Annotated in this window: 11 protein-coding genes; 7 read left to right on the forward strand and 4 right to left on the reverse strand. The window is 54.7% G+C overall.

The annotated features are described in order from the left end of the window. The 5 genes from MELB17_RS22380 to MELB17_RS22400 all read left to right on the forward strand — a co-directional run. Positions 1 to 1,622: methyl-accepting chemotaxis protein (locus MELB17_RS22380; protein ID WP_007352635.1), on the forward strand; the 1,622-nt coding region annotated here is incomplete at its 5' end. Positions 1,623 to 1,782: 160 nt separating this feature from the next. After that, positions 1,783 to 3,084 carry a phosphopyruvate hydratase gene (eno, locus tag MELB17_RS22385; protein WP_007352636.1) on the forward strand — a complete coding sequence of 434 codons (1,302 nt, stop codon included), beginning with the start codon at positions 1,783 to 1,785 and terminating at the stop codon, positions 3,082 to 3,084. Positions 3,085 to 3,109: 25 nt separating this feature from the next. Further along, on the forward strand, positions 3,110 to 3,916 hold the full coding sequence (gene tpiA, locus MELB17_RS22390) for a triose-phosphate isomerase (RefSeq protein WP_007352637.1): 807 nt from the start codon (positions 3,110 to 3,112) through the stop codon (positions 3,914 to 3,916). Between the two features lie 31 nt (positions 3,917 to 3,947). Further along, positions 3,948 to 5,618: an NADP-dependent glyceraldehyde-3-phosphate dehydrogenase gene (locus tag MELB17_RS22395; RefSeq protein WP_007352638.1), complete on the forward strand. Its 1,671-nt coding sequence runs from the start codon at positions 3,948 to 3,950 to the stop codon at positions 5,616 to 5,618. A 65-nt stretch (positions 5,619 to 5,683) separates the two neighbouring features. Further along, a complete protein-coding gene (locus tag MELB17_RS22400; RefSeq protein WP_007352639.1) occupies positions 5,684 to 6,211 on the forward strand; it encodes a methylated-DNA--[protein]-cysteine S-methyltransferase in 528 nt (175 codons plus the stop codon). Here MELB17_RS22400 and MELB17_RS22405 read toward each other — a convergent pair. Beyond that, positions 6,165 to 7,937 (reverse strand): diguanylate cyclase domain-containing protein, encoded by a 1,773-nt coding sequence (locus MELB17_RS22405; protein WP_007352640.1) that lies wholly within the window; start codon positions 7,935 to 7,937, stop codon positions 6,165 to 6,167. The genes MELB17_RS22400 and MELB17_RS22405 overlap by 47 nt on opposite strands. Positions 7,938 to 8,105: 168 nt before the next feature. On the opposite strand from MELB17_RS22405, the gene MELB17_RS25955 reads away from it, so the two are divergent. Further along, positions 8,106 to 8,360 carry a hypothetical protein gene (locus MELB17_RS25955; RefSeq protein ID WP_007352641.1) on the forward strand — a complete coding sequence of 85 codons (255 nt, stop codon included), beginning with the start codon at positions 8,106 to 8,108 and terminating at the stop codon, positions 8,358 to 8,360. Positions 8,361 to 8,378: 18 nt separating this feature from the next. Next, positions 8,379 to 8,777 (forward strand): SLC13 family permease, encoded by a 399-nt coding sequence (locus MELB17_RS25960; RefSeq protein ID WP_227499015.1) that lies wholly within the window; start codon positions 8,379 to 8,381, stop codon positions 8,775 to 8,777. A gap of 23 nt (positions 8,778 to 8,800) precedes the next feature. Here the strand turns inward: MELB17_RS25960 and MELB17_RS22415 are convergent, their stop codons facing one another. The 3 genes from MELB17_RS22415 to MELB17_RS22425 form a co-directional block, all read right to left on the reverse strand. Continuing rightward, entirely contained in the window at positions 8,801 to 9,823 is a 1,023-nt protein-coding gene (locus MELB17_RS22415) for a polysaccharide deacetylase family protein (RefSeq protein ID WP_007352643.1), read from the reverse strand. Between the two features lie 51 nt (positions 9,824 to 9,874). Continuing rightward, positions 9,875 to 10,594 (reverse strand): DNA-J related domain-containing protein, encoded by a 720-nt coding sequence (locus MELB17_RS22420; protein ID WP_227499014.1) that lies wholly within the window; start codon positions 10,592 to 10,594, stop codon positions 9,875 to 9,877. A 184-nt stretch (positions 10,595 to 10,778) separates the two neighbouring features. Beyond that, on the reverse strand, positions 10,779 to 12,047 hold a 1,269-nt coding region (locus MELB17_RS22425; RefSeq protein WP_050774981.1), incomplete at its 5' end, for a sensor histidine kinase.

Here is a 12,047-nt window from a genome sequence, read left to right on the forward strand (position 1 = left end):
CCGTTGATCAGCTGGGCGAATACAATCGTTCGGTGTTGGAAGTTTCCGAAATAATAAATGAAGGTTTGTCAGCATTTCTGGTCAATAACGCAGACATGAAACGGCTCTTAGTGCGAGAGGGCACGGAACCCGCCGGTGACGATATTTATATTCGGGACTTGTTTACTACGATTATGGAAAATTTGGCGTACATTGAGCTGCTCATTATGCAGATGGTCAGTACCGACGATGCCGATAAACTCGCGAGTGTCATCGAGAATCTGCGGGTTAATACCCAGATTATTGAACCGGACATTAATGCATTAGTGTCGGAGATTCCGCGCCTAGAAGGCCTTCCAATATTGATAGACAGCTTTGTGGCCGCGGTGAATCAGGATGACGGCATTATTAACCAGTATTTGGGCTATCGTCAGAATCGCTTGAAGCTGGCTGAGGCCGGGCGGGAAGTGGATCGGCATTTGGGTGATCTTGCGGACAATCTCGACGGGATGAGGGTAGCGGTTTCAGACCGGATTACCCAAACGGTCACGGCGCTTGACGAGTCTGCCAGGCGTTCGGAACAGTTGGTTTACTGGTTGTTATCGCTGGTTGTTTTGTTCGCTTTGGGCACCTCGGTGTGGCTTGCCAGAATGATCAGTTTGCCCCTTAGGGCTACACTTTCGCACTTGGCCGGCATGGCAAAGGGTGATTATTCGCGCCGGCTAGAGTTTAACGCCAAGGGTGAGTTTATTGACCTCAAAGCTTCCGTGAACCAGTTGTCAGACGCCATGGCGACTGTTCTGGGCAGCTTGCAGCAGGCGGGTGGCGACATTGCCGTTATTGCAACAGGCAATGCCCGTTTTGCCCGGGACTTCAATGAACGGGTACGCGGACAGTCTGAAGAACTCGGTGCCATAGCGGCGGCGATGACCCAGATGGAGGCGTCTGCTCGTGAGGTGGCGGGTTCAGTACGGGGAACTCACGATCTGGTGGGTGAGATAAACCAGCAGGTTGCCGCGAACCTGTCCGATGCAGAACGTGGAAGCCTTTGTGTGGCAGAGCTCGAAACCCAATCCGGGCACACGGCAGCCAAGCTCCATGAACTTGAAAAAGCGTCTCAGGACATCGGCCGAATTACCGAAGTGATCGATGGTATCGCCAATCAGACGAATTTACTGGCATTGAATGCCGCGATTGAATCCGCTAGGGCGGGAGAAGCCGGGCGCGGCTTTGCGGTCGTCGCTGACGAGGTTCGGGGTCTGGCCCGGAAGACCACGGAAAGCACCGAGACCATCCGCACGTTGGTAGAGCGTCTTCAGGGTGAAGCGTCGGAATCCGTCCGTTCAATGAACAATAACTTTTCGCAACTGGCGGCGGTCAGAACGCTGATGGCCAGTGTTTCCGACGGCGCCGAAAAGATCCGCACTGCCATGGCGCGAATTTACCAGGGAGCCGATCAAACCCGTCTGGGAATGGATGAACAGGAAAGCGTCAGTAAGTCGGTTGCTCGCCAAGTAAACGAAATTAGCAGCTCCGCTAACGCCAGCCTTGATGAAATTGACGAACTGGTTGCAACGTGTGAACGCCTTGAAGCCTCTGTAGGCAATATCGAAGCGCTGGCGGGGCGATTCCGCGTTAATTAATTTGGCCGGAGGTGATTGAATTTTCGTTGGTTTATCGAAAATTTGGTTTCTTTTCGGTTTTTTTCGCCTGATTATGTTCGTTTTCAAACATTAACATGGTTATTATTGTTCGAAAAAAATGATGCATGCATAAACAAAAACAACTAACAGGAAGGCTACTATGGAAAAGATAACTCACATCACGGCCCGTGAAATTCTGGATTCCCGCGGTTTTCCCACGGTGGAAGTGGATGTTCTACTGGATAACGGTGTGGTCGGTTGCGGGCGTGTTCCGTCGGGAGCGTCTACCGGCTCCCGCGAAGCCTTGGAAAAACGCGACCTTGATAGCCCGCGTTACAACGGCAAAGGCGTGTTGCAGGCGGTCAACGCTGTTAACACACGCATCGCGCCGGCTCTTGTGGGACAAATGGTGTTTGAACAGTCGCAAATCGATCGTTTGATGTGCGAAATGGATGGTACGCCGAACAAGGCCGAATTTGGTGCCAACGCGATTCTTGCCGTGTCATTGGGTGTAGCGGATGCCGCGGCCAAGGCCCGCAAACTGCCGCTTTTCCGATATCTTGCGGAGTTATACGGTTGTGCGTCGCCCAGCGTGCTGCCGGTGCCGATGATGAACATCATCAATGGTGGTGCCCATGCGGACAACAACGTGGACATTCAGGAGTTCATGATTCAGCCGGTGGGGGCTCCCAGTTACAGCGAAGCATTGCGTATGGGAGTTGAGACCTTTCACGCGTTGAAAGCACTGCTGAAAGAAAAAGGCCTGTCGACCGCCGTGGGAGATGAAGGCGGGTTTGCGCCCAACCTTCAGTCCAGTGAAGAGGCACTAGAACTGATTATTGAGGCGATTGAAAAAGCGGGTTACCGCCCCGGAACCGACATTGTTCTGGCCTTGGATTGCGCGGCCTCCGAGTTTTACTCCGATGGCTGCTATGACCTCAAAGGCGCGGGTAAAAAGTACAGTTCGGAAGAGTTTGCCGACTACTTGGTGTCTCTGGCCAAAGCCTATCCCATTGCGTCCATTGAAGATGGTATGGATGAAAATGACTGGGCCGGTTGGAAGTTGCTGACCGAAAAAGTGGGTGAGCGGGTTCAATTGGTGGGTGATGATTTGTTTGTCACCAACACCGTGCTGATTTCCGAAGGTATCCAAAAAGGCATTGCCAATTCCGTGCTGATTAAATTCAACCAGATTGGCACGCTGACCGAAACGCTTGAGGCCATTGCCATGGCGCAGGGCGCGGGCTACACCGCGGTGATTTCACACCGCAGTGGAGAAACCGAAGACACTTTTATTGCCGACCTGGCCGTTGCCACCCGCGCCGGACAGATCAAAACCGGTTCGCTGTGCCGTTCTGACCGCGTTGCCAAATACAACCGTTTGTTGTGGATAGAACAGGAATTGGGTGCTCACGCTTTTTATCCCGGTATTGGCGCCATTCGTTGCGCACTTGATAGCTGATGACATCCTTGTTGGGAGAATACCCATGAGAAAGCCGATTTTGATTGGAAACTGGAAAATGAACGGCAGCCTGCAGTCTAACCAGGCACTGGTCAGCCGATTGCTGCCGCGGCTTAGACCGCTACGCAAGGTGGTTGATATAGCGGTTTGTCCGCCTCTGCCTTACCTGTTTCAGGTGCGGGATTTGCTGGGTTATACCGGCATTACTCTGGGCGCTCAGAATGCGTCCGGGTTTGTATCCGGCGCCCATACCGGCGAATCCAGTGCCACCATGCTCAAGGAGATGGGTTGCGTCTACGTTCTGGTGGGGCATTCCGAAAGGCGCAGCCTATACGGTGAAACCGACGCCGACATTGCGGCGCGCTTTGCTGCGGTTCGTGGCCTGGGAATGACGCCGGTGTTGTGTGTGGGCGAGTCACTGCAGGATCGTGAGTCAGGCCGCACTGCTGAGGTTGTACAGGCACAGATTCAGGCGGTGATTAAGAAAGTTGGGCTGGCTGGCCTTGCCGAGGGCGTATTGGCCTACGAGCCGGTCTGGGCTATTGGCACTGGCAAGACCGCCACGCCCGAGCAAGTGGCAGAGACGCATTTTGGTATTCGTCAGTTCATTGCTGGCTGTGGCGAGCCCAAGGCCAAGGTGATCAGCCAGGCATTGAGGATTCTTTACGGTGGTAGCGTCAAACCGGCGAACGCGGTTGCGATTTTTAGCCTGGACGATGTCGACGGTGGGTTGATTGGCGGCGCGTCATTGCATGCTGATGATTTCGCCGCCATCGCCGAGGCCCTCGGGGCCACGTATCCTGAGGCGGTAGGCGAGAGTGAATCTCACTAACGTAAAATAATGAAGACTGTTGGAGACTGCAATGCAAAAAAAAACAAAATCCGGTTCTGAGATAAGTACTGAATCTGCAAATTGGAGCGCTAACGACTTTTTTCCAGACATCGAGAGTGTTCCGGAGAAGTTTCGCCAGAAGGGCGGAGTGTCTATCACCGAAACCTTGGTTAATGGCCAGCTGAAACCTTGGCCAGGCCCTTTTGCAGAGGTGCGCAGCCCGATCTGTTTGCGTGCCACGGGCACAGAAGAACCCCAGCCACTGGTGATTGGCAGAACGCCGCTGATGGATGGGCATGCCGCGCTTGAAGCTCTGGACTCAGCGGTTGAAGCATACGGACAGGGCCGTGGAACCTGGCCTAGCCTGTCAGTTGCCCAGCGGATTGAACACGTTGAACAGTTTCTGGTGGAAATGCGCAGCCACCGTGAAGCGGTGGTGGAGCTGTTGATGTGGGAGATTGGTAAAACCTACGCCGACGCCTGCAAAGAATTTGACCGAACCGCAGACTACATTCAAGACACCATTCACGAGTTAAAAGTACTAGACCGACGTTCGTCGCGTTTTGAAACTGTCGGCGGTGTGGTTGCCCAGACTCGCAGATTACCCGTGGGTGTGGCTCTGTGCATGGGCCCTTACAATTACCCGTTGAATGAAACCTTCACCACGCTTATTCCGGCTCTGATTATGGGTAACACCGTGGTTTTTAAACCGGCAAAATATGGCGTGCTGCTGATTGGCCCGCTGTTGGAGGCGTTCCAGAAAGCGTTCCCCGCCGGTGTGATCAATATTATTTTTGGCCGCGGCCGCGATACCATCGGGCCTTTGATGAAAAGCGGTAAAGTGGATATGTTCGCGTTTATTGGTACCCACAGCGGTGCGTCGGCGCTGAAACAGATGCACCCCAAACCTCATCGTCTGAAAGCGGTACTGGGCCTGGATGCCAATAACCCGGCCATTGTGTTGGCAGACGCCGACCTGGATCTGGCCGTGAGTGAGTGTGTGGCCGGGGCCCTGTCGTTTAACGGTCAGCGTTGCACCGCCTTAAAACTGTTGCTGGTACATGAGTCGCTGGCAGACGAGTTTGTAGCGCGTGTGTCCAAAGCAGTAGACAATCTGGTTGCAGGCATGCCGTGGCAGCCCAATGTGTCGTTAACGCCGCTGCCCGAACCCGGTAAGATCGACTATCTGAAAGCGTTGGTCAGTGACGCCGAGGCTCTCGGCGCACGAGTTACAAACACCGGGGGCGGCCAGGCAAACGGAACCTATTTCCACCCTGCGGTGCTGTATCCGGTGACCACCAAAATGCGCGCTTACCAGGAGGAACAATTTGGGCCGGTCATTCCGGTGGTGACGTTCAGTGATGAATCCGAGGTGATTCGCCACGTTCGGGAATCTGAATTTGGCCAGCAGCTGAGCATATTTGGCAGTGACCCTGCCGCCATTGGTGGGTTGATTGATGTTCTGGCTAACCAGGTAGGGCGCATCAATTTGAACAGCCAGTGCCAGCGCGGGCCCGATACGCTGCCGTTCAACGGTCGCAAAAATTCGGCGGAAGGAACACTGTCGGTATCGGATGCGCTGCGGGTGTTTTCAATTCGCACCACGATTGCCGCCAAATCCAGTGAATCCAACCGCGACCTGGTCACCAGCATTGTGCGTGAGCGTCATTCCAGAACTCTGACCACGGATTATCTGTTCTGATTACGCGACGACCGAATTTTGCGCCATACTGCGTTTCTACGCTGGCGTAAGAAGAGGAGTTCGCTATGTCATCATCTCAAGTCACAGAGCACATCACCTGGCAATCCGCGCAATGCTATCTGGGCCAAGTGCTTGTGGCCTGCAGTGACAAGGGTGTGTGCGCTCTGCTGACCGGGCAGACACTGACACCGCTAATGGAACGATTGCGCAGTCGCTTCCCACGTGCTCAATTATGCCAGGCAGAGAGTGCTTGCCCGAGTTGGCTGGGCAAAGTGAAAGCCCAGCTGACAGACGGCCGCAGCGCGGAACCCCTGGCTCTGGATTTGCGCGGCACTGAGTTTCAGCAGCAAGTCTGGCAAGCGCTACAAAGCATCCCCAGTGGTGAGGTCATAAGCTACACCGAGCTGGCGCGGCGGGCAGGGCGGCCAAAGGCCGTTCGCGCCGCTGCCAGCGCCTGCGGGGCCAACCCGGTGGCCGTGCTGGTGCCCTGCCATCGGGTGCTGCGCAGCAACGGCGACCTGGGTGGCTACAATGGCGGGGTTGCTATCAAAAAAGCGCTGTTGGCCCATGAGCAGGCGCTGTCTGCCCGCTAGTTTCGTTTTTTTGGCTTTCGGCGTCTGTAAATAAGCAAATGGCGTTACCGCCGGCGCGTTTGGCCGTATACATGGCCGCGTCGGCCTGTTCCAGCAGCTGCCGGGCGGTGTCGACTTCGTTCGAATACAGGCTTATGCCTACGCTGGCGCCGGCACTCAGGGTATGGCCATCAATTTGATAGTCCTCGCGGTGCTTGTCCAGCAAGCGCTGCGCAATCGTTTTTGCCGCTTCGGGACCGTTCAATTCTGGCAGTATCACCACAAATTCATCGCCGCCAAAGCGAGCTAATGTGTCGCCCTCGCGAAGGCAGGTCTGTGCTCTTTCGGTGAACTGAAGCAGCAAAGAATCGCCTACGTGATGCCCCAGAGTGTCGTTAATCTGTTTGAAATGATCCAGGTCAATGTACAGCACGGCTAGCCCCAGTCGGTTGCGGTGGGTCTGGCGGATGGCGTGTTCCAGGCGGTCGTCCATCAGCCGGCGGTTGGGAATGCCGGTGAGCGCATCGTAATAGGCCAGCTGGTGAATGCGCTCCTCGTTGCGGCGGTTCTGGGTGATGTCGGTAAACAGGGCAGCGTAGTGGGTTATGATGTCGTTATCATCGGTTATCGCAGTAATGGTCAGCAATTCCAGATACAGCTCGCCGGTTTTGCGCCGGTTCCAGATTTCGCCGCGCCATACGCCTTCCCGCGCCAGGGCTTGCCACATCTGGTCGTAAAAGGCTTTGTCATGGCGACCAGACGAAAGCAGCGCCGGCGTTTTACCGATTACCTCGTCCGTGCTGTAACCGGTCAGTTGGGTAAACATGGGGTTAGTGAATTCTATGCGCGATTTGGCATCGGTAATCATGATGCCTTCCATTGAAGAGGCAATCACCCGCTCAGCCAGTTGCAGGGTTCGCCGCGACTGGGCCAGGGCCGAGTCCCGAAGCTCCAGTGCAGCGCGCAAATCCTGCATATACAGCTGTTCCACACCGGCAAGCATCTGACCGTAGCCCACCAGGCCGATCACCTGGTTATCGTCATTGATCACCGCCAAGTTACGGATGCGCAGGTTCATAAGGCGATCACGGGCGTGAATAAGCGGCTCGTCCTCGTGCACGGTTATCAATGGGCGGCTAGCCAGGGGGCCGACCACTTTATTACCGGTATTGCGGCTGATAAGACGGACTATGTCGCGCTCGGTAAGAATCCCCAATCCCAGTTTTTCGCAATCAATAATCGCCGCATGAGCGCAGTTTTTGTACATGCTAGCCGCTGCTTCCGCCAGGGTCTTTTCACCGCTTATCGACAGTGGCATTGTGGCGGTGGCGGAGCGCACGTCACGCAAACGCAGATAGGGTTCAATACCCTGGTTTATCGCCATGTCGGTTTGCGAGAGAATACCGGCCGCCTTGCCGTCGGCGTTGACCACCAGAAAGTGACGTTTGCCGGTTTCGCGGAATTTAACCGCGGCTTCCTGCATGGGCATGTAGTTGGGCACAGAGATAACCGGTGAGCTCATTACCAAACTGATCGGCTGGGCAAAGATAGAAGAGGATGTAAAATCAATGCTCAGGGCATCGCGCTCTGTCCAGATGCCCAACACGTCGTCATTGCGAATAATCAGAATGGAACTGACACTTCGCTCCGCCATCATCGCGGCGGCAGTGGCTATAGTGGTATCAGGATCGCAATGTAGAAGGGCACCGCTGTGCATCAGTCGGGAGACAAGAAGTTGCGGTACCATATGAATAGAATCCTGTTTGCGGTGCCATGCTGAAGGCATGAATTTACAGAAGAATTTGATCAAGTATGCCTCAATACGGGCTGATCTACCAATAGCACCTGTCGCTTTTGTGTTGTGTGTACAGTATTTGGTCTTACATCGGTGTCTTAACAAAATGGAACAAATGATATGAGCAACCAGCCTTTGTCAGTGGAGCCGCCGGAAGGTTTGCCGCGAAGCCAGGTAATCGGATTGGTGGTCGGTTTGGCCGGCTTTTTGGCGTGCCTGATTATACCGCCGCCTGGTGGTATGTCGGTCGAAGCTTGGGCCGCTGGCGGCATGATGTGGTTGATGGCCACTGCGTTTCTGAGCATGTGGGTAAGCAACACGGCAACGGCGGTAATGATGTTGCCCATCGGCCTGTCTATCATCGCCATGACCTAGAGCGATAACGAAGACGGCCTGCGCCGCTTCGGCACAGCGCTACTGCTGGCGATTGCCTGCTCCGCCAGTATTGGCGGTATTGCCACCTTGATTGGCACGCCTCCCAACGCCTTGTTGGCGGCTTATTTGTTGGATGCCCAGGGCATTGAAGTGGGCTTTGCCCAATGGATGCTGCTGGGACTGCCGGTTGCTGTAGTGATGCTATTGCTCGTGTGGTGGTGGCTGATCCGGGTCGATTTTGGTATTGGTCGCGCTGATGACAGCGGCGAAATGATCCGCCGCGAGCTCGAGGCCCTTGGGCCACTTGGCCGCGGTGAAAAACGGGTAGGGCTGGTGTTTGTGCTAACGGCGAGCGCCTGGATATTCCGCCCGTTGCTGACGGCGAACCTGGCGCCCCGGCTTGTGATGTCTAGATAATAATTGTGGCTGCGCTCAGGCATTCAATCTTCTGGCCGAGATAAATCCAGCCAGGGTTGGGACAGCCAGTAAAAGCGTCCGTCGCCTGCGGGGTAGGTGCAGTTATAGCGAAAGCGGCGGCTGCTAAATGCAGCGGGCGCCTGAACATTCGCCTGCTGTGCGTTGGCGGTTACCTTGATTCGGCCCTGGCCAGAGCCGAAGCAGGTCAGTTTAGCTGGGGTGAATCCACTTGGCAGAGTCATCCGCAGGTGCGGCGGGTTAGCGCTTACAATACCGTCTGGAAGATCCTTGGCCGGCACGGGTAAAGCTTTACTCAGCAACTTGTTGTCCAGGCCTTGTAGCTGCCCATAGGCGTTGGCCATGGGAAATCGTGGCAGTCGGGTGCGGCTTGAGGTTGCGCCGACGGGCCCGGATTGCTGCCCGAAGGCCAGCCAGCCGCGCTGGTTCATTTGCTGTTCCAGTGCTGTATCAAATTCGCCATAGGGGTAGGCGAACATTGGAGGAGCATTGCCAAACTCTTGTTCAAGCAACGTTTGCGCGCCATCAAGGCCTCGATGAACACGCTCTTGCCACTGCTCTTCTTTCTCGTTGGGTGTTTTGGCCAGGTGCCCGTGGCCGGCGCTGTGGTTGGCGATGGTCGCCAGGCCCGTAGACGCCAGTTCCCGCAGCTGCTGTAACGTCATAAAACCGCTGTTGCCGATGGTGTCAGTGTTCACAAACAGGGTGTAGGGATAGTTTAGTCGCGCCAATATGGGTGCCGCGTTGGAATACACGGAACTGTAGGCGTCATCAAAACTCAGGGCAACGGCATCGCCGCCATTACCCGCCAAGGCTTTTTGTGTTGCCTCGTACAGTGGTTCAACCGCCAGCCCGAGTTGGTCAATCAGTTGCAGTTGGGCTTGAAACAGTGCCGGCGACGTACTGGTGGCGCCCGGCGTGTTATTGCTGATGTGGTGGTATTGCAATATGACCAGATCTGCGCTGGCGCCCGCAGGCAATGCCAGTGCGATAGCCAGCGTGGCGGCTACAAAATCCTGTCGGCGCATGTAAAATTCCTTCGTTTTAGGGGGTTGCCTTCACGTTGCTTACAGCAGCACTTAGTAGCGCCCGCGATAGTGGTTTCTGATAACGGCAAAGGCTGCGTTAAGTTTCTGGATTTGCTCGGTGCTGCCGCCCCTGTCGGGGTGCGCCTGCATGACGGCACGCCGAAAACGCTGTTTTACCTCGTGAAAACAGTCCGGCAAACGCTTGTCGCTATAGCCCAGACAGTTCGCTGCTGCGGCAACCTCCGATGTGTCGTGATGATTATTGGCACCCCGATGACCGGCGTAGAAATTGTCAAGCATGGTGTGGATCTGCGCCGTGGATAGCCGGTATTGGTTCAGATCCAGATAGAATGCCCGCAAGGAATCTGCCTGGGCCGGCAGGCTCTGGTTAGACAGCTCATGCCGAGGCTCTTCGGGGCGGTTTTCAAGGCGGGTCAGCATGGGTGATATCGCCAGGGTTTGACCGTCTTCGGCCAATTGATCGCGCAGCGTATACAGGGTGTGAAACAGCAAGAAGTGAACCTGGTATAACAGCTCGGGTTGATCAAAGCGCACCTCACCCAGAAGTTGCCAGGGTGGCTGCTGCAGTTTTTTGATCAGGGCATATTCACTCAGCCCGCCAGGTGCTTGGCGCAGCTCGTGCTCCAGAGCAACTTGCAGGTGGGCTATGTGGCTTTGCAGAGCCTCCTGGGACCTGGGATCACCAGGGTGGGTAATGGCGCAGGGTTGTTTGGGTGTTGAGGAGTTTGTCATGACTCTATGGTAGAGCACACACGGGTTGCCCTGCCAGCCTGATGGCACCCGATGTGGGCTTGTGTCAGTGTTAACAGCGGAATGCGACGGGTATAATTCGGCCTGACATTTTTCAACGTTAAGGTTAAGATTGTATCTCAAGGCCATAATGCATAAGGCCAGAATGCAGCTCAGGGGCGGAGTCTCGTCTTTGAGAAAGGCATCAAATAGAGATTTCGATCAGTACTTTCAAACCTCCTTTTGACCCATTTGAAAAACAGGTCTCACCTCCATACCGAGCGACTATTTCGCGAACGATAGCAAGCCCAAGTCCATGTCCTGGAGTTTGTTCATCGAGCCGTCGCCCTCTCTGACCCAAGTGCACCTGATCATCTTCTGATACGCCAGACCCATCATCTGTTACGACAATCAGCGCCAAACCATCACGCTGTTCTAAAGAGAGTTCAACGCATTCTGCAGACCATTTCCCGGCATTATCGAGTAAATTTCCCAATATCTCGTTTAGATCATGCTCCTCAATCGGCCAGCGAAATTCCTCGGTGAGTGAGGTGGACAGTTCAAATGACTTTTCGGGGTAAAGTCGGCCCAGCATCCACAAAAGATCGCGGGCTTGCGTGACGGGGAAGGCACTTTTACCAACCTGGGGCCCGGCAAACCGACTGCGCCGCATTTCTGCTTCTAATTGCCTGTCAATGTCGCCCAGGCGCGATCCCATTTCATGCCTCAGGCCGTTATCCAGAGGTCGGCTGGTATCTTCGAGAACCTGTCTAACCGCCGCAATGGGCGTTTTAACGCTGTGAGACAGGTTTGCCAGCGCTTCCCGGGAGCGCTCAAGCCGTTGATCCAGGGAATCAAGCAGTTGGTTGAGCTGTTGCACCAGTGGTTGAAACTCTTCCGGGGCGTCTGCGTTGATCCGCGATATTTCGCCGCTCTGTAATCGTTTGAGAGCGGCCTGAAGCGAGACAACGGGGCGCATTGACAGGTTAATACCAAACCAGATAATTCCCACAAGCAAAATGATCAGCAAGATCGACACGATCGCCGTCCACGCATGCAGTTCTGCCTGGCTGTTTTTCAGTGCTCCCATGTCTTCTGAAACGATAACCTTGATAGGAACGCCGTTTACAACAAATGATTTCCGATAAGCGAGAATGTCGGAAGGTACGTTGGCTATTTTTGCATTGTGTACTCGGATACTTTCGTCGCCATCAAATTGCAGCAAAGGGTTTAACAGCGGTTGCCAGGATTGCGGCGATATAACCGTTTGACTTGAAGAATGGATGGCAAAGGCATGATGAAATACCTTTTCAAAATAGTCACCGGTTTTCAGCATGTCTATCTTGCCTTCGGCTTGCCGGATATTGAGCTCCAGAAACGCGACTTCGTCTTTCAGTCGACTTTCGACGAATTCCCGGGACATCCTCTCCAGAAGTAATCCGTGAACAAACCAGGCGATAGCCATAAGAGCAAT

The sequence above is a fragment of the Marinobacter sp. ELB17 genome, assembly GCF_000169375.1.
GTDB lineage: Bacteria > Pseudomonadota > Gammaproteobacteria > Pseudomonadales > Oleiphilaceae > Marinobacter.

What these genes read in the sequence shown, in the direction of transcription:
- eno (WP_007352636.1), top strand. Translation starts at nt 1,783, where the DNA reads ATGGAAAAGATAACTCACATCACGGCCCGTGAAATTCTGGATTCCCGC.
- tpiA (WP_007352637.1), top strand. Translation starts at nt 3,110, where the DNA reads ATGAGAAAGCCGATTTTGATTGGAAACTGGAAAATGAACGGCAGCCTG.
- MELB17_RS22395 (WP_007352638.1), top strand. Translation starts at nt 3,948, where the DNA reads ATGCAAAAAAAAACAAAATCCGGTTCTGAGATAAGTACTGAATCTGCA.
- MELB17_RS22400 (WP_007352639.1), top strand. Translation starts at nt 5,684, where the DNA reads ATGTCATCATCTCAAGTCACAGAGCACATCACCTGGCAATCCGCGCAA.
- MELB17_RS22405 (WP_007352640.1), bottom strand. Translation starts at nt 7,937, where the DNA reads ATGGTACCGCAACTTCTTGTCTCCCGACTGATGCACAGCGGTGCCCTT.
- MELB17_RS25955 (WP_007352641.1), top strand. Translation starts at nt 8,106, where the DNA reads ATGAGCAACCAGCCTTTGTCAGTGGAGCCGCCGGAAGGTTTGCCGCGA.
- MELB17_RS22415 (WP_007352643.1), bottom strand. Translation starts at nt 9,823, where the DNA reads ATGCGCCGACAGGATTTTGTAGCCGCCACGCTGGCTATCGCACTGGCA.